This is a genomic window from Paenibacillus hebaui, from assembly GCF_051934385.1.
Lineage (GTDB): Bacteria > Bacillota > Bacilli > Paenibacillales > Paenibacillaceae > Paenibacillus.
The window spans coordinates 1,535,906-1,557,511 of the sequence record NZ_CP196836.1 but is presented as its reverse complement, the minus strand read 5'-3'; the positions used below and the strand labels follow the sequence as shown (position 1 = coordinate 1,557,511).

General features: G+C 47.8%; 20 protein-coding genes, 5 tRNA genes and 1 pseudogene. 8 read left to right on the top strand and 18 right to left on the bottom strand.

Features of this window, described 5'->3' with window-relative positions; genetic code table 11:
- The first annotated feature begins 5 nt into the window (after nt 1-5).
- The 3 genes from ACR32F_RS06845 to ACR32F_RS06835 are packed head-to-tail and all read left to right on the top strand — an operon-like array spanning nt 6 to nt 2,336.
- Nucleotides 6-701: an urease accessory protein UreF gene (locus tag ACR32F_RS06845; protein WP_440117380.1), complete on the top strand. Its 696-nt coding sequence runs from the start codon at nt 6-8 to the stop codon at nt 699-701.
- Between the two features lie 32 nt (nt 702-733).
- The gene (ureG, locus tag ACR32F_RS06840; protein WP_440117378.1) at nt 734-1,456 is read left to right on the top strand and encodes an urease accessory protein UreG; all 723 of its coding nucleotides are present in this window, start codon (nt 734-736) and stop codon (nt 1,454-1,456) included.
- Nucleotides 1,371-2,336 carry an urease accessory protein UreD gene (locus tag ACR32F_RS06835; protein WP_440117376.1) on the top strand — a complete coding sequence of 322 codons (966 nt, stop codon included), beginning with the start codon at nt 1,371-1,373 and terminating at the stop codon, nt 2,334-2,336. Before ureG ends, ACR32F_RS06835 begins: the two co-directional genes overlap by 86 nt.
- Before the next feature lie 228 nt (nt 2,337-2,564).
- Here the strand turns inward: ACR32F_RS06835 and ACR32F_RS06830 are convergent, their stop codons facing one another.
- From ACR32F_RS06830 to ACR32F_RS06810, 5 genes are all read right to left on the bottom strand, one after another.
- The gene (locus ACR32F_RS06830; RefSeq protein ID WP_440117374.1) at nt 2,565-2,981 is read right to left on the bottom strand and encodes a helix-turn-helix domain-containing protein; all 417 of its coding nucleotides are present in this window, start codon (nt 2,979-2,981) and stop codon (nt 2,565-2,567) included.
- A gap of 222 nt (nt 2,982-3,203) precedes the next feature.
- A complete protein-coding gene (locus ACR32F_RS06825; protein WP_440117372.1) occupies nt 3,204-3,620 on the bottom strand; it encodes a helix-turn-helix domain-containing protein in 417 nt (138 codons plus the stop codon).
- 214 nt (nt 3,621-3,834) lie between these two features.
- Nucleotides 3,835-3,917: transfer RNA gene (locus ACR32F_RS06820), tRNA-Leu, on the bottom strand.
- Between the two features lie 16 nt (nt 3,918-3,933).
- Nucleotides 3,934-4,009: transfer RNA gene (locus tag ACR32F_RS06815), tRNA-Lys, on the bottom strand.
- Nucleotides 4,010-4,114: 105 nt separating this feature from the next.
- A tRNA-Glu gene (locus ACR32F_RS06810) sits at nt 4,115-4,186 on the bottom strand.
- A gap of 308 nt (nt 4,187-4,494) precedes the next feature.
- Here ACR32F_RS06810 and ACR32F_RS06805 point away from each other — a divergent pair.
- Nucleotides 4,495-5,271 (top strand): DeoR/GlpR family DNA-binding transcription regulator, encoded by a 777-nt coding sequence (locus ACR32F_RS06805; RefSeq protein ID WP_440117370.1) that lies wholly within the window; start codon nt 4,495-4,497, stop codon nt 5,269-5,271.
- Between the two features lie 4 nt (nt 5,272-5,275).
- The gene (locus ACR32F_RS06800) at nt 5,276-6,172 is read left to right on the top strand and encodes a Cof-type HAD-IIB family hydrolase (protein ID WP_440117368.1); all 897 of its coding nucleotides are present in this window, start codon (nt 5,276-5,278) and stop codon (nt 6,170-6,172) included.
- Between the two features lie 55 nt (nt 6,173-6,227).
- Here the strand turns inward: ACR32F_RS06800 and ACR32F_RS06795 are convergent.
- Together ACR32F_RS06795 and ACR32F_RS06790 are read right to left on the bottom strand one after the other, a co-directional pair.
- A pseudogene (locus ACR32F_RS06795) lies at nt 6,228-6,906 on the bottom strand (MgtC/SapB family protein).
- Nucleotides 6,907-7,064: 158 nt separating this feature from the next.
- Nucleotides 7,065-7,709 carry a flavin reductase family protein gene (locus ACR32F_RS06790; RefSeq protein WP_440117366.1) on the bottom strand — a complete coding sequence of 215 codons (645 nt, stop codon included), beginning with the start codon at nt 7,707-7,709 and terminating at the stop codon, nt 7,065-7,067.
- Nucleotides 7,710-7,820: 111 nt separating this feature from the next.
- Here ACR32F_RS06790 and ACR32F_RS06785 point away from each other — a divergent pair, with 111 nt between their 5' ends.
- On the top strand, nt 7,821-8,519 hold the full coding sequence (locus ACR32F_RS06785) for an ArsR/SmtB family transcription factor (protein ID WP_440117364.1): 699 nt from the start codon (nt 7,821-7,823) through the stop codon (nt 8,517-8,519).
- A 118-nt stretch (nt 8,520-8,637) separates the two neighbouring features.
- Here ACR32F_RS06785 and ACR32F_RS06780 read toward each other — a convergent pair.
- The 5 genes from ACR32F_RS06780 to ACR32F_RS06760 form a co-directional block, all read right to left on the bottom strand.
- A tRNA-Ser gene (locus ACR32F_RS06780) sits at nt 8,638-8,726 on the bottom strand.
- Between the two features lie 6 nt (nt 8,727-8,732).
- Nucleotides 8,733-8,808: transfer RNA gene (locus tag ACR32F_RS06775), tRNA-Asn, on the bottom strand.
- A 91-nt stretch (nt 8,809-8,899) separates the two neighbouring features.
- Nucleotides 8,900-10,516 carry a sensor histidine kinase gene (locus tag ACR32F_RS06770; RefSeq protein ID WP_440117362.1) on the bottom strand — a complete coding sequence of 539 codons (1,617 nt, stop codon included), beginning with the start codon at nt 10,514-10,516 and terminating at the stop codon, nt 8,900-8,902.
- A complete protein-coding gene (locus ACR32F_RS06765) occupies nt 10,494-11,201 on the bottom strand; it encodes a response regulator transcription factor (RefSeq protein WP_440117360.1) in 708 nt (235 codons plus the stop codon). The genes ACR32F_RS06770 and ACR32F_RS06765 overlap by 23 nt, the downstream gene beginning before the upstream one ends.
- 136 nt (nt 11,202-11,337) lie before the next feature.
- On the bottom strand, nt 11,338-11,799 hold the full coding sequence (locus tag ACR32F_RS06760) for a SprT family protein (protein ID WP_440117358.1): 462 nt from the start codon (nt 11,797-11,799) through the stop codon (nt 11,338-11,340).
- Nucleotides 11,800-11,919: 120 nt separating this feature from the next.
- Between ACR32F_RS06760 and ACR32F_RS06755 the strand changes: the two genes are divergently transcribed.
- Both ACR32F_RS06755 and cmpA read left to right on the top strand, forming a co-directional pair.
- Nucleotides 11,920-12,276: a hydrolase/acyltransferase gene (locus ACR32F_RS06755; protein WP_440117356.1), complete on the top strand. Its 357-nt coding sequence runs from the start codon at nt 11,920-11,922 to the stop codon at nt 12,274-12,276.
- A gap of 161 nt (nt 12,277-12,437) precedes the next feature.
- Nucleotides 12,438-12,581, top strand: coding sequence for a cortex morphogenetic protein CmpA (gene cmpA, locus ACR32F_RS06750; RefSeq protein WP_440117354.1), 144 nt, complete (start codon nt 12,438-12,440; stop codon nt 12,579-12,581).
- Nucleotides 12,582-12,734: 153 nt separating this feature from the next.
- Here the strand turns inward: cmpA and ACR32F_RS06745 are convergent, their stop codons facing one another.
- The 6 genes from ACR32F_RS06745 to ACR32F_RS06720 form a co-directional block, all read right to left on the bottom strand.
- Nucleotides 12,735-14,957 (bottom strand): Tex family protein, encoded by a 2,223-nt coding sequence (locus tag ACR32F_RS06745; protein ID WP_440117352.1) that lies wholly within the window; start codon nt 14,955-14,957, stop codon nt 12,735-12,737.
- A 274-nt stretch (nt 14,958-15,231) separates the two neighbouring features.
- Nucleotides 15,232-17,421, bottom strand: a complete 2,190-nt coding sequence (locus ACR32F_RS06740; RefSeq protein WP_440117350.1) for an alpha-galactosidase — start codon at nt 17,419-17,421, stop codon at nt 15,232-15,234.
- Nucleotides 17,422-17,655: 234 nt separating this feature from the next.
- Nucleotides 17,656-18,006: a type II toxin-antitoxin system PemK/MazF family toxin gene (locus ACR32F_RS06735; RefSeq protein ID WP_017690036.1), complete on the bottom strand. Its 351-nt coding sequence runs from the start codon at nt 18,004-18,006 to the stop codon at nt 17,656-17,658.
- Nucleotides 18,007-18,009: 3 nt separating this feature from the next.
- On the bottom strand, nt 18,010-18,291 hold the full coding sequence (locus tag ACR32F_RS06730) for a CopG family ribbon-helix-helix protein (protein WP_024630715.1): 282 nt from the start codon (nt 18,289-18,291) through the stop codon (nt 18,010-18,012).
- A 261-nt stretch (nt 18,292-18,552) separates the two neighbouring features.
- Nucleotides 18,553-19,740 carry an alanine racemase gene (alr, locus tag ACR32F_RS06725; protein WP_440117347.1) on the bottom strand — a complete coding sequence of 396 codons (1,188 nt, stop codon included), beginning with the start codon at nt 19,738-19,740 and terminating at the stop codon, nt 18,553-18,555.
- 458 nt (nt 19,741-20,198) lie between these two features.
- Nucleotides 20,199-21,416: a DUF4367 domain-containing protein gene (locus ACR32F_RS06720; protein ID WP_440117345.1), complete on the bottom strand. Its 1,218-nt coding sequence runs from the start codon at nt 21,414-21,416 to the stop codon at nt 20,199-20,201.
- Nucleotides 21,417-21,606 lie beyond the last annotated feature (190 nt).

Here is a 21,606-nt window from a genome sequence, read left to right as displayed (position 1 = left end):
AACGCATGATTCACAGCGGCACAAAGTTGCTTCGTTATGTTCAACTGCTGGATTCAGCGCTGCCCATTGGCGGGTTCTCCCACTCGTTCGGTCTGGAGGCTTACACGCATGATGGCACGGTGCGAAACACCGCCCAGTTGGAACAGTTTATTCGCAGCCAACTCCATTCCAGCCTCGTGCGGTTAGATGGGCTTGCCATTAAAGGGGTCTATCAGGCGACAAAACAACAAGATGCCTCTTTACTCGCCCTATATGATAAACGTGTCCATGTCCAGCGTACCCCCCGGGAACTTAGGGAGAGTGGGCACAAGATGGGAAAACGGCTACTCAAGCTCGCCCGTTCACTCTACCCATGGATGGACTTTTCTCTAATCGATGAAGCGGTGCGGGAACACGGCGCCTTTTGTGGCATCACTACCATTCACGGCTTTATCAACTATCAGTTGGAGATTGGATTGGACGAAGCCGTCACCGGACATCTGTACACCTCTGTTAACGCCTATGTAAACAGTGCTCTGCGTCTTCTGCCCATCGGGCAAACCGAGGCACAGATGCTTATTCAGAAACTATTAAATGATATTGAATCCGAATGGGATCGAATCCGGGAGAATAACCCGGATGACATGCACAGCTTTGGTATTGCTCAAGAAATCTATGCCATGCGCCATGAGAGCCTGCCCGCCCGTCTGTTCATGTCCTAATTATATTAATTAAATTCAAGGAGGAATTAGTTATGTGTGGAGGAGCTAATCATACGCATCATGCAGGATGGGAACGTAAGGCATTTGATCGCAGTCGTCCGATGCGAATCGGAATCGGAGGACCGGTAGGTTCAGGAAAAACAGCCCTCGTGGAAAAGCTATCCAAGGCACTGCGTACACGCTACAGTCTGGCCGTTATTACCAATGATATTTACACGAAGGAAGATGCCGAGATTTTGCTGCGTCAGAACGCCCTTGCACCGGAACGCATTATCGGAGTAGAAACAGGCGGTTGCCCACATACCGCGATTCGCGAGGATGCTTCCATGAATTTTGAAGCTGTCGATGAGTTAGTTGAGCGCTTCCCCGATCTACAGCTGATCTTTATCGAGAGCGGAGGTGACAACCTCTCTGCTGCTTTTAGTCCAGAGCTGGCAGATGTATTCATCTACATCATCGACGTTGCCCAAGGAGAAAAGCTTCCTCGCAAAGGAGGCCCAGGCATTACACGTTCAGACCTGTTGCTGATTAACAAAACTGACTTGGCTCCTTACGTCGGAGCAAGTCTGCAAGTCATGAAGGATGATACGGAGCGGGTACGCGAAGGACGCCCTTATGTGATGTCTAATCTAATGAGCGGTGAAGGGGTATCCGAGATCGTACACTGGCTTGAACATCAATATATGGATGACGATGCTTCCGCTGGGCATCTGCACACGCATAGCCATGAGCACGGCACGACCCATACCCATTAATCCAACTTCCACTTTAAACGGAGCGGAGACTGAAACGATTGGACGTATCGGAGATACAGTGACACGCCACAGCGAGCTTCGAGCCACCTTTGTCCTCCAGGGTGAGCGCACCGTTATGACAGATCGTTATTATAGTGCTCCTCTCCGGTTCAGCCGCTCCTTTCGACCTCCGGGCGGCGGTGGAAATGAATTATGTGTGTACACTTCAGACGTTTCTCCCGGTGTGCTGAACGGGGATCATTATTGTTCCGAATGGCATTTGGGTCAGGGCACCCATGTAATGTTGAGCAGTACGTCAGCCACCAGGCTACACCCTACACCTTCTGTTCCATCATCCGTGAACCATCACTTTCGGCTGGAACAAGGAGCGATACTAGAATACTTTCCCGAATGCGTCATTCCATTCAAAGGCAGCTCTTCTTCACTCACCACCACCTTTGAACTGGGAGAACAAGCCATCCTTGCCTATGCGGATATCTGGTCGGCAGGACGAATTCACCGTGGAGAAGCCTTTCAATTCAAGCGTTACCGCAGTCTGACGGAAATATGGCAAGGTGAGCAACTGGCGGTTTGGGATCGTTTCGGAATCGAGCCAGAATACGATGACCCGAAACAACTTGCTGCGCTCTTGGGCTACACACATAACGCAGCTTTGTGGATGATCGGCCCGGGACTCGGTGCTGCGGAGCTGGAACATGTCAGGTCTGCGCTTCCCCCAGATGGCCGCATGCTCGCAGGTGCCAGCCTGCTTGCCACGGGAGGCATCGGGGTTCGGATACTTGGAATGGCAGCTTGGGAACTTCAGGAGCAGTGCCTTCAGATCTGGAATACACTTCGTCCTGCACTTTTGGGCAAAGCAAGCCTTGCATTTCGCAAATAAGGTTGGTGTGTTCTTCCAGTGAACGAATGGATTATTTGTATGCATAACATAAGACAAATCAAAAAACCTCTAAACAGTGCTCCGATAACATTCGGATCTGTTCAGAGGTTTTTCGCACGCCCAGCTATATAAGTTGAACAAATGATTTTACACTGGACCACTGCGGGTCAGAACAATCTTCTGATCGCTGTTATCCCCAAATTTTTCGAATCCGCTACTACTCCCACTTTACAATGTTTCGTCTTCCCCGGGCTTGTCTTCTCCCTTGTAACGAAATTCGCCTGGAGCTTTGCTTTCCTTGGATTTGCGGTAACGGGTAAATTCGATGTATTCACTGATAAAAGACTGCTCCACAGGCGATAATTCACTTTCTTGGCAATTCAATTGCCGCAAAACGCCAAAAAAATAATCCTCCCGTTTTTCCCGCACCATCGCCTCCTTGGATGGACGTCCAATCATGAGCCAGTCCAGGCTCACATCAAAAAACGAAGCAATCTCAATTAGTTTATTCGTACTCGGAATAGACTTGCCGCGTTTCCAGTCACCCAGATTACCCGTGCTGATCTTCAGCTGTTGGCAGAAAGCCTTCTTGGTCATTCCTCGTTCGGCAATGAGGTGTTCAATTCGCTCATAGATCGACTGCATACAGAACCGCCTTCCAACCGTAATAATCAAACCCATTACTTGTCCCCAATGCATCCCCGGAAGACAACAATATACATAATTATACCACAATCTACCTCAATGCTCAGCGTTTTCATCACCAAGTCCCCACGTTCACCATACAGGACTCCACTTCCGCATGCATACGAAAATTTCAGATCTTGTTGTTGTCCTACCAGTTGTTTGGTGAAGAACCAGCCACATTCACACTGACTCATCCACTTCCGGTTTATGATGTTCTGTATATCGAAACTCGTCGGATTTTCTGCTTTCCTTAGCCTTGCGATAGCGGGTAAATTCAATGAATTCACTAATAAAAGACTGCTCCGCAGTCGACAACTCACTTTGTTGGCAATTCAATTGCCGCAACACGTCAAAAAAATAATCCTCTCGTTTTTCCCGTACCATCGCTTCCTTCGATGGCCGTCCAATCGCGAGCCAATCCAGGCTCACATCAAAAAACGAAGCGATTTCAATCAGTTTATTCGTACTCGGAATAGACTTGCCACGTTTCCAGTCACCCAGATTACCCGTGCTAATCTTCAACTGCTGACAGAACGCTTTCTTGGTCATTTCCCGTTCACCAATCAGATGCTCAATTCGCTCATAGATCGACTCCATACAGGACCGCCTCCCAACCGTAATCATCATTATAAATTATTGCTATATCTTGTTGTTCAACCTCTTCCTAGAAACACCATATCCATAATTATACCATAACCTGTCTAGATGCTCAGCCTTTTAACCCCAGCAATGCATCCAATCTATCTCTTGACAAAAAGAAATACTCCCATGGATAACCATGGGAGTCAATCTACTAACGATGTTACTGTGATGCGGGCGAGAGGACTCGAACCTCCACGGGCGTACGCCCACTACCCCCTCAAGGTAGCGTGTCTGCCATTCCACCACGACCGCATATTAAATTGTAAAATGGTGAGCCATGAAGGGCTCGAACCTTCGACACCCTGATTAAAAGTCAGGTGCTCTACCAACTGAGCTAATGGCTCTTGCTGTAACTTTACCTGATGTGCCACGCTTATCTCTTATGTGTAAGAGCAATGACTATTGAGGAAACCTTAGCAGGAATAAATATCCCTGAGGTGGTGAAGATATGACCCGTAGGGGATTCGAACCCCTGTTACCTCCGTGAAAGGGAGGTGTCTTAACCCCTTGACCAACGGGCCTTATGAAAAAGTTGTCTTCTTGGCGACAAGAATGAGTATACCATAACGAATCTAATCAGTGCAACATTTTTTTATAAACTTTTTTCGCCCCTACTTTCATCCCCTTTCTGTAAGATTTTCGGTGTACATGATGTGGCTTTGATCTCTTTCATATAATTGTCACCGTGGTCATGGAGAATTGTAAAATAAACATTAAAAAACTTACATTCACTTAAATTTACTTATAATATTGCAAATCACATTACAAATACTTATAATTAAAGTATCAGTTATAAACACGGTCATACACGCACAAGGGGGCGGCATGTTTGTTTCAAGAAGAACGGATGCAGCTGATTATTCAACATCTACACAAACACAATCGCATTTCTGCTGATGAGATCGTAACCCTGTTTGATGTCTCACGGGACACCGCACGCAGGGATCTGATTAAGCTTGAGGATCAGGATGCTATCATTCGAACACGCGGTGGTGCAATCCTCCCTCCACCTCCTCAAGAGTCCAAGTCCTACAAAGACCGTCTGCTCTATGTTTCTGAGGAAAAAAGAGCGATCGGCAAACTCGCTGCTGCCATTGTCCGCCAAGGCGAGAACATCATTCTTGATTCTTCCACTACAGTGCAGGCCTGTGCCGAGAACCTTAACGGTAAATCCTGTACCGTCATTACCAATTCCATTCATTCCGCTGACCTTCTCTCCAATCACACTGCTGTCCAGATTCGTTTGCTCGGCGGTAAAGTGGATAAGGAGCAACGCTATGTTTACGGCGCTCCCGTTCTTGAAACTCTTTCCCACTATTATGTAGATAAAGCCTTTATCGGGATTGGCGGTATGACGATGGATGGCTTCAGTGCCTCTGAAGAAGAGGGGAAAATTAAACACAAGATGATGCAGGCAGCCAAACAAGTTATTGTGCTTGCTGACCATTCCAAGTTTGATAAACGTTATGGTTATCGTTTTGCCGACTGGTCCCTGGTTGATGTGTTGATTACAGATCAATGGCCATCCAAGGAATGGCTTGCTTTTCTGACCGAACTACAAGTTGAGATTCTCATTCCTGAACCTACAGAAGATAAGGAGTTGTAAGTATATGAAATTATTTGCTACGGATTTAGATGGAACTTTATTGAACTTAGACAGTCAGATCAGCCCGGAAAATGCAGCCGCAATCGCTCGGGCGCAACAAGAAGGGTTAAAGGTTACGATTGCTACAGGACGGGTCTATTCCGACGTTGTCGCTATAAGCCGCGAAGGGGGGATTAGTACACCGGTTATCGGTTCCAACGGTGCTACCATCCATGATGCCAATGGTGAACGTCTATTCCACCTCCCGCTTGATCGCGAAACGGCTGCCTCCGTGATGCAGTGGCTGGAAGATCATCATTGCTACTACGAAGCCTCGACCCAGCAGGGCATATATGCTCCGATTAGCAGCCATGAGACCATGCTGGCCGAGATGGATCGCATTCTGGGAACAAGTCCAGGTGAGGACGTTGAGCGCCTGATTCGGGCTGTTAAGAAGCATTATGACAAAAAAGACTACCACCGCGTTATTTCCCATCAGGATATTCCTGCCGAAGCTTACATTTACAATATTATGGCTTTCTCAATGAATCCCGAGCAGCTGCGCGAAGGACGCGAATACTTTGGTTCACGCTCCGATGTAGCCATGGTTGTATCCTCCGAACACAACTTCGAAATGCAGCATCCTGAGGTTTCCAAAGGTAACGCCTTAACCAAACTGGCTGCACATATGAACATTGATATGGAAGATACCGTAGCCATTGGGGATAATTTCAATGATGTATCCATGTTGAAAATGGCAGGACTCGGTATTGCTATGGGCAACGCCGTAGCAGAGATTCAGGGGCTTGCAAAGGCTGTGACTTTAACCAACGTTGAACATGGTGTCGCATATGCCATTCAGTGCGTACTGGAAGGCAAGCCTGTGTCCCGTCCGGAAACGGTCAATAAAGGCGGTCAATAAACGCTCGTTCTTCAATGAATCACTGTTCTTTTTCGGTAAGATGCCTCATGTCATCTCATCTCATCTCAACGGATCGAACGTAAGGTACATCCTGTAATAAAATAATCAGTTGCTCGCCTCGGTATGAACCAGGCATCTGCAGCGTGAATTCGAGCACAGTCTCCTTATCGGAGTCTGTGCTTGTTTGCTGTTCTGTCTTAAATCCAACGACCGAAATCTTTTCCTGTCCTAGCAGCGACAGAACAGACTTCACGGCCTCACCTTCCCGCTCCAGACGAATGGTCAAGGTCTCCGTACGTGCTGACACAAGCCAGCGTGTGGGCCTATGCAGCAACATCTGCGCGAGTACAATTAATAGCTCACACCTGCCCCTGTCCAATACAGACCCGAGCCTACAGCCAGTCCCATGCCTGCAGTCGCCCAGATTCCCGCAGCTGTCGTTAATCCCCGAACGGTATGACGCTGTGTGAAGATCATCCCGGCTCCTATGAAGCCGACACCACTGACCACCTGTGCGGCAATCCTGGACGGGTCAAGAGACAGATTAGCCCAGCCTGCCTGCCTGCCTGATCCTGAAATCCATACTTGGATACAATCATCATTAACGCTGCACCCACCGCGACGACAAAGTGCGTTCGTATCCCCGCTTCCTTCATTCGGTTCTTGCGCTCATATCCGATTAACACGCCGCATATTCCGGCTATGAGTACACGCATCAAGTATTCCATTTCCATGCTCATCACCTCTCTTATGTATATGCTTACATGTGTCTTGTTTTACTATTTACCCATTCTCTGACCAATTAAATAATCATTTCTAGCATTCTTGTATCCATTTCAAAAAATACAAAAAAAAAGTGACGACCTGTATGGTCCCCACTTCACCACTATCATTATTCAGCGCGAAAATTCTCGCCTTGTTTCTCCCCCAATCCATAATAATGACGAAAATTATAGATGAGTGGATGCCACTTCGCCGGATCAATTTTGTTTAGTCCGGATATAAGCGCCCTATGCGCATGTACCTTTAGTGCTTTCACCTCAACAATAGCCATAAAGGGCGTATGCTCCGGCGTACGAATATGCTGCACAGAAGCCTCGATCTGAAGCGGGCACTCTGCTATTTTCTTAGGTTGAACCCGAACAGAGACTTGAGCTGTTAATCCAGCTACTTCAAATTTTTCGGAACAAAATTCATAGCCCATCTGTCTTTTCTCTTCAGGAACCGGATATGCACCCGTGTAACGCCCCAAAGATTCCACCTGTCTCCACATGGAAGCGTCCGGTAAATTAATAACACATTCAGGATGTCGATTCAAATTCTCATAAGCCTTACCCTTAGTTCCCACCCCAAGCACAAGACAATCTCCGAGCGCCCACGATGAGGACAATGGAGACAAGTTCGTCGATCCGTCTTCATTTAGCGTGCTAAGCAGCAATACAGGTGTACCGTAATATAAAATACTTGGCTGTATCGTCTCATGTTGAAATCTTTCTGACTCGTTATTCACTTGCTCGTTCAAATGTTTCGTACTCATTGTTTCCCCATCTCCAGTTTCCCATTTATTCGACTGTCCAGCTTCAAACTCTCCCATTCGGAACTGCCTGATTGGATTGTAATACACCAATAGTTCAGGTATCATCGAAGTATGAATGCATATCCGAATATTTCCGTTGTAGCATCGTTAATCGCTGATCCCAGTCGTGCTGTTTTTCTGGAAGCTCTGCTCGATGGACGAGCGCTGCCTGCAGGTGAACTTGCCTTTATGGCTCGTATCAGTCCCCAAACGGCAAGCAGCCATCTTGCCAAATTGGTTGATGGTGGGCTGCTTGTGGTGGAACAACAAGGCAGGCATCGGTACTATCGTTTGGCAGGCAAGGACATTGCCTTTTTGATCGAAACGATGGGCAGTATTGCTCCCCCTATACAGGTTCGATCTCTCAAACAGTCTGAACAGCTTCAACACTTGAGCTTTGCACGGACCTGTTATGGCCATCTGGCTGGAAAATTGGGAATTTCGTTGTGTGATGCCTTCTTGCGGGAGGGATATCTCATAGATCCAGAAGAGGAGCAGACCAAAGACTATCACATTACAGCGAAAGGAGAACAATGGTTCAATTCCTTCGGGCTTGAACTCCAGGTCAAGCCCGGATCTCGCCGGGCCATCGCTCGTAAATGTCTGGACTGGAGCGAACGTCGTCACCATATCTCCGGTATACTCGGAGACGAACTTGGACGCCGATTGTCTGAGCTGGATTGGACCCGTCAGAAATCGGGGAGCCGATCGGTTGAAGTCACGGAAGCGGGCAAGAAGGGTCTATATGAGGTATTGGGCATTTCATTATAGGGCCTTAATCGGGCAATCGTGTACGTGGGGGGCCAAAAGACGGTACATCAAAAAATCCTCATCTTCATGAACCGAATACGGTTGATGAAGATGAGGATTTTTTTGGGTTTGTTCAGAACGGAGAGAGAGGGATTCGAACCCTCGCACCGCTTACGCAGTCTAACCCCTTAGCAGAGGGTCCCCTTATAGCCACTTGGGTATCTCTCCAAGAAATGGCTCCCCGAACAGGGCTCGAACCTGTGACAACTCGATTAACAGTCGAGTGCTCTACCAACTGAGCTATCAGGGAAAATGGATCTTGAATAACCTAAATTTATCATGATTAATAATCCAAGTCAACAGACCTGTCAAGATTTCCTAATTGTATTGCTTTCTTCCTCTCAGAAGGAAGAGGTCATCGCCAGTTGGGTATTATTTTTGATCATGTCCCTGTCTGCTCGTGGAAGGCAAACACTCACTTTGAATACGTCTCCATCCACTTGAATTCCCATAGAACCTTCATGCAATTCAACAATGCTTCTGGCGATGGACAAGCCTAGACCTGAACCTTCAGTTGAACGGGAACGGTCCCCCCGCTTAAAACGTTCAAAAATCTCATCCGATGAGAACTCCATCTCGTATGCGGATACATTTTTGATCGTAAACTCCAGTTGATTTTCTTGTTCGATCAGTTCAATATAAACCCTAGATTGGGACAGACCATATTTCAAAACGTTTCCCAACATATTCTCCATTACGCGCCACATCCGGCTGCCGTCCACCATTGCGTATACAGGCTCAGACTCCTCTCGCATTCTTACATGTAACTTTGCCTGCTCGAACGAGTCACTATATTCTGCCACAGCCTGCCGTAGTAACTCCCCCATGTCTATCTGCTTTAAATTAAGCTCCACATCTCCGCTCGCCATTTTCGCTGCTTCAAATAAGTCCTCCACCAACAAACACAGACGCTGCGTTTTTCGTTCCAGAACTTGAATGTATCCAGCCTTCTCCTCCTCTGTGCCCTCCTCTCGCTTAAGCAGATCGATATAACTGACCAAAGAGGTTACAGGTGTTTTCAGATCATGAGAAACGTTAGTTATCAACTCGGATTTCATCCGTTGGCTCGTAACCTGTTCTTTCATTGCATTCTGGAGCCCTTGTCTCATTCCGCTCATCTGTGTTACCAATGGTTGCATTACGCCTGTTACATGCTCTGGGAACTGTACATCGAACCGGCCTTCCCCCATTTCCTTAGCCGCTTGCGTAAGTTGCTGCACCACATGAATCAGTTGAAACATGTTATACACCAAGAAAACACTGATCAGAACTGTCAAAAACACAAATGGAGTGACCATTGAAGAATGAGTGGACGCGAGAGAAATAACAGCAAATTGCATAAGACATTGCACAACGCATAATAAGATTAAACGATGGATTCTTTTTTTGTCGGCTGCCTCGCCTTGTTCCACAATCTTTTTCACCAAACTGTACAATTTCCATACCCATATCTCGTTCCGTACTGGCCTATGGCTGGAGATATTCCCGATATACCGGACAGCCCCCCTTACGTGCACACCAACAAACCATACTCCCAGACTAGCGATAAACATGCCTATAAAATAAAAAACGATATCATTTATCCATCGACGAGTGAAAAAGTGGGGCGTTATTCCATAATCTGAAGTCACCCAGTTTAGTAATTTCAACAGCAGAAAGGACCCGATCCAGAAAGCAATAAATTGTGCATCCAAAGACAGTTTTTCACTCCACCAGATTGTGATATCCCGATATTTGCTGTTCTCAGGCAAAGCAATACGATTCGCGGCTACAAGTAACGCCGTACCAATGACTAAGAGTAGGATTAAAGGTATAACACCCGATACATTCCAATCTTCATAAATGAACTTCATCTCATACTTCAATGAAGCAAGCTTCATAAACACCAGTGTACAACAAACCATCGCTGCGATCCGAACTCCGTACGCCAGCATACTATTCTTCCAGTTTGTAACCAATGCCCCACACCACCTTTATATATTTGGGCTCTCTGGGATTGAATTCAATCTTCTCACGGATTCTGCGAATGTGAACAGCGACTGTATTTTCCGGCTGAAAGGCAGGCTCTTTCCATACGCGTTCATAGATTTCATCGATAGCAAAAATTCGACCCTTATTCTCCATAAAAAGCTTAAGAATGTGAAATTCGGTTGCTGTCAACCGAACATCTTCTCCTTCCAGGGTCATTGTTTTCTTCTGTTTGTTATATACCAGTCCGCGAACCTGAATCACCTGTTCTGCGTCCTCGGAACTTTGATGTATCTGCGCACCCAGGCCGGTGAAGCGTCGTAACTGGGACCTCACCCTTGCCATAAGTTCCAATGGGTTGAACGGCTTGGCTATGTAATCATCCGCACCGATGTTTAACCCTACAATTTTGTCATAATCCTCTGTTCTAGCAGACAACATAATAATGGGTACATTCCAGGTTTCACGTATTTCCATTGTTGTCTGTAGTCCATCCAATCCAGGCATCATAATATCCATAATAATAAGCTGAACAGAATGGGCTTGGAGCATTTGCAATGCCTCTTCCCCATTCGCCGCCTTGTAGACCCCGATTCCTTCACTACGCAAAAAAATTTCGATCGCATTGCTGATATCGGGATCATCATCAACAACCAATACACTGTGGGCCTTCAAAGGGTCTCTCCTCCTTTTCGTTCAAACTGGATTATGTGGACTGATGACTAGTTTACATCAGATAAATGACAGGAAACCCAACAAAAGATTTACAAATTTCTTAAGATCCAGCCGCTCTATACTCCAAAACAAAAAACTATATGTCGTGCAGCCCCAGCTTGCCTGCACAACGACCGCAGCGATATCGTTTTGGGTCTATTTTGCGTTTGCGTAAATATTCCGTACCACAACTCTTGCACACCAGCTTATAGCGGTATGGCAACGGCTTTCTGCCCTTTCCATCTGGAAGGGACTGGCAAAACCGTGACCCGCCTACCTTTTGCAGAAGAGCCTTAAATTCCGGGTCCCGATGGCGATAACCCCGACCGCGAATATGCAGATGATAGTGACACAGTTCATGCTTAATAATCTTCTCGACCTCGTCCCGCCCATACACTTCAAGCTGATGAGGATTAATCTCAATCCGGTGGCTCTTGAGCATGTAGCGTCCACCTGTAGTCGTCAGACGACGGTTAAACAACGCCTCGTGGGTGAATGGAACCCCGAAGTGATCCAGAGATATTTGTTCAATCCATTGCTGCAATTCATCATTTTCCAACGGTATTCCCTCCTTTCACTCCCCTTGGACCATTGGTTTTTCCGACATAACTACTTGAATTTTAACCGTTTCGTGGGCTACACTGTCAAGTAGAATGTATGAGGGGAGATACTACTCGTTATGCCTACAATGCGCTACGTCATCCTGCAACAGGAACAACAATTGCAGTTTGTGGAAATGCCTGCGGACTACGCTTATCAACTCAGTGCGCTCAATCTGCGCCTGCACAAGGAGATTGACAAACTGACCGCAGCAGATGTACCTGTTCTGCCCTGGGCGATTGCCGAATGTGACAATCTCGATCTCCTGAACGAGAAGCTTACCATCATCGGGGGACTCGATTATATTAATGCTCTTGAGCAAAGCTTCGCAGAGATTCGTGAAAGCAGTTACCCCCTGATCTCCCTGCTCACCGAGATCCGGGCCCTCCAAGCCCAACTGGAGCAATGGTACGAAGAGGAAATGGAATCACTCTGATCCAGCCTTCAGATCTTGTCCCGTTCAGCGGGAGTATAAAGCGCATTGCCCATTCCGGGTATTGCGCTTTTTGCTTATATGGATGAATTGAATCCGCACAGTCCAGGCCATTGCCACATATGCTAACGTACAGATGAATTATGCAAGAGGAGGAGATACCTTTGCCTCAATGGCTCTGCAATCAACTAATGCGTGCATTTCACAAAAAGGACAGCAGACAGATCAAGCTGCTGAACGAATGCTGGTTCTTTTACCGGAACAAACCGGCAAGTAGCGCCCCGCGCAGCGCGGACAGTGAACTTTAACAATCTGGTTCCGCTCCCTCCGTCCATTTGAAGATCTCTCTTCTTTCATAAAACTCCTTCAAAGAATACAGAACGGGCAGAAGCACTACTACAGTCGACAACAAACAGCCTCCCCGATTACTGGGAAGGCTGTTTCCAATCATGTGCATTGGATTAGGAAGACTGCTGAGAAGAAGCAGGCTTCTTCATCGTAAGGCCAACACGGCCTTTTTTGGTATCCACATTCATGACCCAGACCGTTACATTATCACCGACAGATACGACATCCATCGGATGTTTAACATAACCATTGCTTAGTTGTGAAATATGGACAAGCCCATCACTCTTGATACCGATGTCAACAAAGGCACCAAAGTCAATCACGTTACGCACGGTTCCTTGTAGTTCCATTCCCTCTACAAGATCCTCAATCTTGAGGACATCCGTACGGAAGATTGGCAATGGCATCTCCTCACGCGGATCACGCCCCGGACGCTGCAAGCTGTCCAGAATGTCACGCAATGTAGGTACGCCCACTTCCAGCTTCACAGCCAGTTGTTCTGGTTGTTGCTCAGACAGAAGCACAGAGAGTTCCTTGCTACCGAGCTTGTCCAGCGCAACTTGAAGTTCTTTGAATAGCTGATCCACAACCTTGTAGGACTCGGGGTGAATCGGTGTACGATCCAATGGATTCTCACCCTCACCAATACGCATAAAGCCTACGCACTGCTCATAGGTTTTGGCACCCAGACGTGGCACCTTTTGCAGCTGGCGGCGGTTCGTGAACCGGCCATTCTCTTCGCGGTATTTCACGATATTTTTGGCAATTGTGGCGTTTACCCCGGCAACATAAGACAGCAATGAAGGCGAAGCCGTGTTCACATCCACGCCCACATGGTTAACCGCAGATTCCACAACAGCCTTCAGGCTTTCTTCCAATATTTTCTGTGATACGTCATGCTGGTATTGACCTACACCAATGGCTTTAGGATCAATCTTGACCAGCTCGGCCAGTGGATCTTGTACCCGGCGGGCGATGGAAGCGGCACTACGCTCCGCAACGTCCAGATCCGGGAATTCTTCCTGAGCCAGCTTGGATGCAGAATACACACTCGCTCCAGCTTCATTGACGATCAGGTACACGAGACTTTCGTCGCCGTTCTCCTGAATGATCTCGGCCACAAACTGTTCCGTTTCACGCGACCCGGTACCATTACCAATGACGATCAGTCCGATATCATACTGCTTAATCATCCGGTGGAATACTTCAGCAGCCTCACGCTTCTTGTTGTGTGGTGGCGTTGGGTAAGTCACAGCCACTTCCAGCAGCTTGCCCGTATCGTCTACCACAGCCAGCTTACAGCCGGTACGATAGGCCGGATCAACACCCAGCACACGTTTGCCATGAATCGGCGGCTGAAGCAACAAGTTACGCAGATTAGCCGAGAATACCGATATGGCCTGATTTTCACCTTTTTCAGTTAATTCTGCGCGAACCTCACGCTCAATCGAGGGTGCAATAAGCCGCTTGTAGGCATCTTCAATCACAGCACGCAAGATGTCCTGCACGGCAGAAGCACCACGGATGATCTGTCCTTCCATATGACGATGGGCTGGTTCAGACTGCACTTCCAGGCCGACTTTCAGAATACTTTCGCGCTCACCACGGTTAATCGCAAGAATACGGTGTGGAGGCATTTTTTTGGCTAATTCACGATAATCATAGTAGTTTTCATACACAGACTCCTGCTCTGCATCTTTCGCTTCCGAAGTTAGCATCCCATGATCCAAGGTGTAGCGACGAATCCATGCACGAATGGCAGCATCATCTGCAATGTTCTCAGCGAGAATGTCTTTGGCTCCTTGAAGCGCAGCCTCTGCATCGTCTACCCCAAGTTCAGCATTGATATAACGCGCAGCCTCTTCCAGCGCATCTCCCTGTTTCGGTTGACCCCAGATCCAACCAGCGAGTGGCTCAAGCCCTTTTTCCTTCGCTACGCTGGCACGCGTTTTCCGCTTCTGGCGATATGGTCGATACAGATCTTCCACTTCCTGCAGCTTCACTGCCTTGGTAATGGACTGCTTCAGTTCTCCGGTTAGCTTGCCCTGTTCCTCTATAATACGGATGACTTCCACTTTGCGATCCTCAAGATTCCGCAGATATACGATGCGTTCTTCGATAAGTCGCAGCTGGTTCTCATCCAGCTCTCCAGTCATTTCTTTACGGTAACGGGCGATAAATGGAATCGTATTGCCTTCGTCCAGAAGCTCCGATGTTGTGCGGACTTGCTTCAAGGACAGTGACAGTTCCTTGGCTACCTGTTTGATGATTCGTTCATGGCGTTCTGCCTTTATTGTTTCTTCATTGGGTTCCAGAACCGTTTCCTGTTCAGACAAAATAAATCCCTCTTTCCTTCCTGAATCGTTCTTTACAATCATTTCAGGGCAGCTTTGCTGCTGTAATTACATTTTGGTTGAACCAATTGGATTCAACCACTCTACCCTATATTATCACAAAATCGCGTTCAGATTTCCATCATTCCACTGGCATACAAGTTCTGACAATATCACATCATCCTCCAGCCTTCCCCATTACGTCAAAAAAAGACCGAAAAACGTCAACGCGACGCTGTTCGGTCTTTCTGTTTAAAACTTTATATGCAATTGCAATCTATACGCGTTCGAAACGGAACATTTCACTCAGATAGTCTCCCGATGCACTGCCTACCGAAATACCGCCATACATCAGGGCATCCCCGGTAAAGGTCTGAGAGCCGGCTTTCAGACGATAATCCGCATCCGGGTCCAATCCTTTCAGCTTCAGTCGCTGTAGTGAAGCATTCGGTTCGGAGAGCACACGGAAGTAGAATACAACGGCTTCGCTTCCATCCGGTGCAATAAACATCCACGCCGTCTCATTTCCTTCAAACGGACTGAGCAAGCGACGGAATGTCCCATATTGGACAGTGCCACGGATCTCCTTGTACAGTTCAACCTGCGCTTTCACAATTTCGTTCTCTTCCTCTGTGAATCGGGTCAGATCCAATTCGTATCCAAAGTTGCCCGACATGGCAACATGGCCTCGAATCTCCAAGGAAGTCACCCGGTTGACCTGGTGATTCGGTACCGCTGAAATATGCGATCCCATCGAACTCACCGGATACACGAGACTGGTACCGTATTGAATCCGCAGGCGGGATATGGCATCCGTGTTATCACTTGTCCACGTCTGAGGCATGTAATACAGCATACCTGGATCGAAGCGGCCACCACCACCGGAACAGCTCTCGAACAGAATGTTCGGGAAGGCCGAAGTGATTCGTCCCATGACGTCATACAACCCAAGCATGTACCGATGCGCGGTCTCACGCTGTCTGTCTGCCGGTAGTAATGCAGACCCCACTTCCGTCATGTTCCGGTTCATGTCCCATTTCACATAAGTGATTGGCGCAGAACCAAGCACGTCTGTTAACATGCGTACAATCTCATCACGCACATCCTGACGGGAGAAGTCGAGTACCAGTTGCTGGCGTCCTTCGGTCCGGCGACGATCAGGCACATGCAGACACCAGTCTGGATGAGCACGATATAACTCACTGTCTGGTGAAATCATTTCAGGCTCAAACCACAATCCGAACTGCATGTCCAGACCTGTTACACGGTTTGCAAGATCATCCAGGCCCTGTGGCAATTTGTTCTTATCTACAATCCAGTCTCCCAGCGAGGAATTATCACTGTCCCGGTGTCCAAACCAGCCATCATCCAGGACAAACAGCTCAATACCCAGCTTTTGTCCGGCGCGAGCGATCTGTTCGATCTTGTCCGCATCAAAACCAAAGTATGTTGCTTCCCAGTTGTTGACCAGAACAGGACGTTCAGCATTGCGGAATTGCCCCCGTGCAAGTCGCTCCCGGTACAGTTCATGATAAGACTGAGACATGCCATCCAGCCCTGCATCCGAATACACCATAACCGTCTCCGGTGTCTGGAACGCTTCCTGTGGCTCCAGCTTCCAGCTGAATTCGAACGGGTTGATCCCGAGCGATACACGGGTCGTGTGGAACTGATCCACTTCAGCCTGTGCCGTGAAGCTACCGCTATAGACGAGACTGAATCCATAGACTTCACCCTGATCTTCATCCGTGCCCGGTGACATCAGCGCAATAAATGGATTCTGCTGGTGACTACTTGAACCTCGACGGCTCTCGATGCCCTGCAAGCCTGAAGCAAGCGGTCTACGAACGATATCACGTTCCCGTGTCCATGCCCCTGACAATTGCAGCAATTCATAATCCGCATGCGGGAAATCAACGGAAGAACTGAGCGCACGCAACACATTCACTGAGGTAGCGCTCTCATTAACAACACGCATCGAACGTGTAATCGCATTAAATGCCGTAAAGGCTGTATAGGAAAGCTCGATCTTGATTCCAGCAACAGAGTCTTCCATCTCAATAACCAGCGTCTCTGCTTCGTTCTCAGATTCCACATATGTAGCCGGGAGTCCAGGAAGCGGAGCTTTACCTTTTTCCAGTCGATGCCCCGTGTACGTAAACTCCGAGATCGTCGAGCCATTCTCCAATTGCAGTTGAATCGCCGGATTACGGAAATCACTTGTGCCATACACGGGCAGTTCCACTGGCAAGGTGTCAAACGAGATCGTACGATCCTCTGGTACCGGGTTAGGGCTGAAGGACGCTCGTTCTGTCCTTACATGCAACCAACTCAGATCGGTGTCGCGTAATTTTTTGCCATAATATAAATGCACCAAATATCCGGAAGGTAGCACTTGAAATACATAACTTGCCTTTGCAGTCTGTAGATGAAATTGAAGCTTCTCCTGGTCGATATAAATACTCATATGTCTTCTCCACCTCTGTATATTTCGATTGGCGTAAACGGTTTCTCAGGTATCATTATAACGAAAAGCTTGCCAATGTACTACGCTTTCATCAAGCTTTAATCAAAAGAGCGTACGACGGCCCTCGGGCTGTTGTACGCTCTTTTGATTGCTGTCTGAAATTGTGTGTTCCTAAGACAGGAACATCCATTGTCCACGGATAGCAAGGCAGAGAAATAATCACTGCCTAACGCCTTAGAAATCGATTAAACCCAGGCTGATCTGTAAGGCTTCGTTGACCAGTTTCATGGTCTCCTCGTCCAGATGGGTAATCTTGTCGGTCAGCCTTTGCTTATCAATCGTCCGTATTTGTTCGAGCAAAATAACCGAGTCCCGGTCAAAGCCGTGTGCCACCGCATCAATCTCTACATGCGTTGGCAGCTTTGCCTTTTGGATCTGGGCGGTAATCGCCGCCACAATACAAGTCGGACTGAACCGGTTGCCGATGTCATTCTGGATGACCAGAACCGGCCTGACTCCACCTTGCTCGGAACCGACAACGGGAGAAAGATCCGCAAAAAAAACGTCACCACGTTTTACGATCAATGTCTACACCCCGCTAACTAAGCGGTCCAGAGTGCTGTCCGCATCTTCCTCCGCGTGAAAGGCCTCGGATGCCATGGTGAGATTAATTTTTGCCATCTCCATGTATCCTCGCTGCATTGATTCACGGATGTAACGTTTCTTACGCTCCGTTAAATACAGCTTCATGGCTTGCCTAATCAATTCGCTGCGGTTGGAATTCTCCAGCGCTACGATGCCATCCACTTCCTGCAAAAGATAATCAGGCAAACTGATCATGATCCGCTTGGTGTTCTGCAAGTTGGCCACCTTTCTTCCACCCCCACAAACCTTTCGCCATTGTGAACCAGTATTACGTTTTTCCAGAACTTTTATACAAAGGAATATATATGCCCCGAGTATATCAAGTATGCTGTACTCCATTATAAACACGGGGAACAATATTCGTACAGAGTAAACATCTCTTTTCAGGATTTTTCATCCCAGTCGTCATACATAATTCGAGATGCTCCGACAGTTTTCCTTCTGTTCTGAAAAAAAGTTTAATGGTAATAGCGTCCAGTTGACCTGTCAGGATGTCAAAAGAGGATTGATTCTGGCGACTTCTACTCCCTTACGGGTATAGACCCGGGGAATTCGATGCGCCATCATGCAGATCACTTCGTAATGTATCGTACCTAGCTGGTCTGCCACCTCGCCTGCGGTTATAATGCCACCAGACTGATGACCGATGAGGACAACCTCCTCGCCGACTTGAATTTCTTCCGCTTCTTCTGCGAAAGATTGTAGCGACACCATACACTGATCCATGCAGATCGTACCCACGACAGGAACGCGGCGGCCGCGTACAAGCACTTGTGCTTTACCTGTTAACATTCGTGAAAATCCATCTGCATAACCGATAGGCAGGGTCGCTATTCGTTCATTCCCTTGTGTTACATAACGGGTTCCGTAACTGATACCCCAATGGGGTGGCAGCGTTTTGACCAGAACCGCTTGTGTCTTCAGTGTCAATACCGGGGATAGCTTCACCACCTGATGATTCACCTGTGCCGAAGGATACAATCCGTACAGGCTGATTCCCACACGCACCATATCATAGGATAATTCCGGTGTATCAATGGCAGCGGCGCTGTTCGCCGTATGTATAATCGGGATGACAAACCCCTGATCCCTAAGCGCATCAACCACGCTTTGGAACCGTCGATACTGCTCCAGTGTATAGGTTTTGTCTTCTTCATCCGCCTTGGCAAAATGGGTAAACATGCCTTCCAGCATGACCTGCTCCAGCGCGGCTACTTCCCTTATAAAAGCAAGTGCCTCATCACCAGGCAACAGGCCAAGTCGGCCCATGCCGCTGTCGATTTTAATATGAACCCTCAGCTTGTTAGCGAATGTGCCTGCATCCAGATGTCGAATGGCGTCAAGCACTTCCCTGCTGAACAGCGTGACGGTCACATCATGTTTCCATGCAACAGCGATACCTTCAGGCGGCGTATAACCCAATACCAGAATTGGAATCGTAATCCCATGTTGTCGCAATTCGAGAGCTTCGTCAAGAAAAGCCACACTTAAGTAATCCACACCCACTCGTTCCAGTTCTCTAGCCGTCTCCACCGCTCCGTGGCCATAGGCATTGGCCTTCACACAGGCGAGGAATTTCATGCCCTGAGGCAATGCTTCGCGGAAAGCTTCTACGTTAGTACACAAATGATCCAAATTGATTTCCGCTTGGGTCGGCCGATATTGTCCTTGCACGTTAAGTCACCTTCTCTAATCATCTTAATCCGGCTCACGTCAGACTCCATCGTAATGCTCCAGCATGTGACTGTCAAATGAACGGAAGTTCCGTAACCCAAAACACATACCAGAGCAGTACTTCGAGAACGGGAGCAAGCCCAGAATAAGACCCATAAGCCAGACAAATGCAGAGATTTTGACCTCTCCATAACCCATGACATCTGCTTATATCGTATTATTTACCCGGTTCCTCCCGCATAGAAGCGTGTTTTGCATTATTGAGTACACATAGCCTAAGGAAAACCCATTTTACGCATGTTTATTGCATGTTGCTACAGGTTTTTTTCAATTGTAATCCAGATGATGCAACATACAATGGATGGACAGTAAGGGGGCTGTATATGCAGCAAAGCACCGGAGAACAAATCTCCGATGCTCTTAGCATTCCTTATGTTAACGCTACTATACTTTCCAAATCATTTCCCGGACTCTTCCTGCATTGACGTTGCGATTTGGATCATTTCGTTTTCTGGCAAATCTGCGCTTGTAATCCGGTACTCCACCCCATCCGTCATCCAGGTAAGCGTCTGCAAAGCATCTCCGCTCATCATTCCCAGAGTGAATCCAAGATCCACAACACGGGATGGTGCAAGCGATGCGGCTCTGTCCTGCGGCCGCGCCTCAAAAATCGTGTAATTATAGGTTCCTTCGTAGCGAAGCATCACTGAATAGTCTCCAGATCCTTCCACGATCTGATCATCTTTCAGTTTGACGCCTTCCGGTGCATAGGTCGGCTGAATAACACCGAAGCTGTCTGCACCCTCCGGCTCAGCCGATGTCGGTTCTTCCGTCCCCTGACCGCTGGCTGGATCCTCTGAACCTTGCTGGTCAGTGTTATCACTCACACCGGTCTGTCCATCATTAACTGTTCCACTTGGATTCGCTTCTGAGCCCTGTTCAGGTGCAGTTTGTGGGTTGGCAGGCTCCGTAGTGCCTCCTTCCCCTGTCTGTTCAGCAGGTGCGGCTCCTGAATCGGTTCCGGCCTTGCCACCTTCTTCCGTAACAGCTGTCATATTACGCTGCATGTCAAAAGCGTCTTTCTGAAATTCGGTACCAAATTTGAAGGTATCGAACTTCACATCCACAACGACATTGGCATTGGAATCGGAAACCTCTACCTGTTTCGGTGCATAATCGCTTTTGTTCAGCCATATTTTCTGTCTCACTAATGCATGCGTATTGTAATTGGCAGCTACATCAAATACATAGCTTTCCTTCTCATCTGCGAACTGTCGGGTCGAATCACCCGTTATGCTGCGAATCAACGTCTCGTATAGATAGACCTGACCCTGGTTATCCGGCCAATTGCTCTGGAAACGGAAGCTTTTGTTCTGGCTAGGCGTCAGGACAAAAACACCCTCATCATTGCGAAGTACAATCTGCGTTACATCCTTTTTGGCATTCGTTAAAGCAATACGATAATACGAAGGCTTCTGATGCCACACCTCTACCTTGTACTGTTGTGGCGTATCCCCGGTATGCAGCGTCATGATGCCTGCCCCCTGGTAACTTTCCATCTCTCCAACGACTTCGTTCAGATCTTTGACCACTGCTGCCGCATCCTTCTTCCCGCAGGCGGCAAGTAAGGTCGATAAGACCAATACCATGGCAAGCATCCATGATATTCGGCGCATGACATCATCCCCTTTAGCACATGTTTTCACTTCAGGATTGTGCGTACAGCAGAACCCCTACTTGATTAGTACATGTCTATGAGGGACTTGTTCGATTTATGCGGACTAGTTTGACAAGCCATGATGAGTCACAACACGAATGTTGTTTTACTATAGAATCAACAACCCAGGAAGCCACACAGGCTTCCCT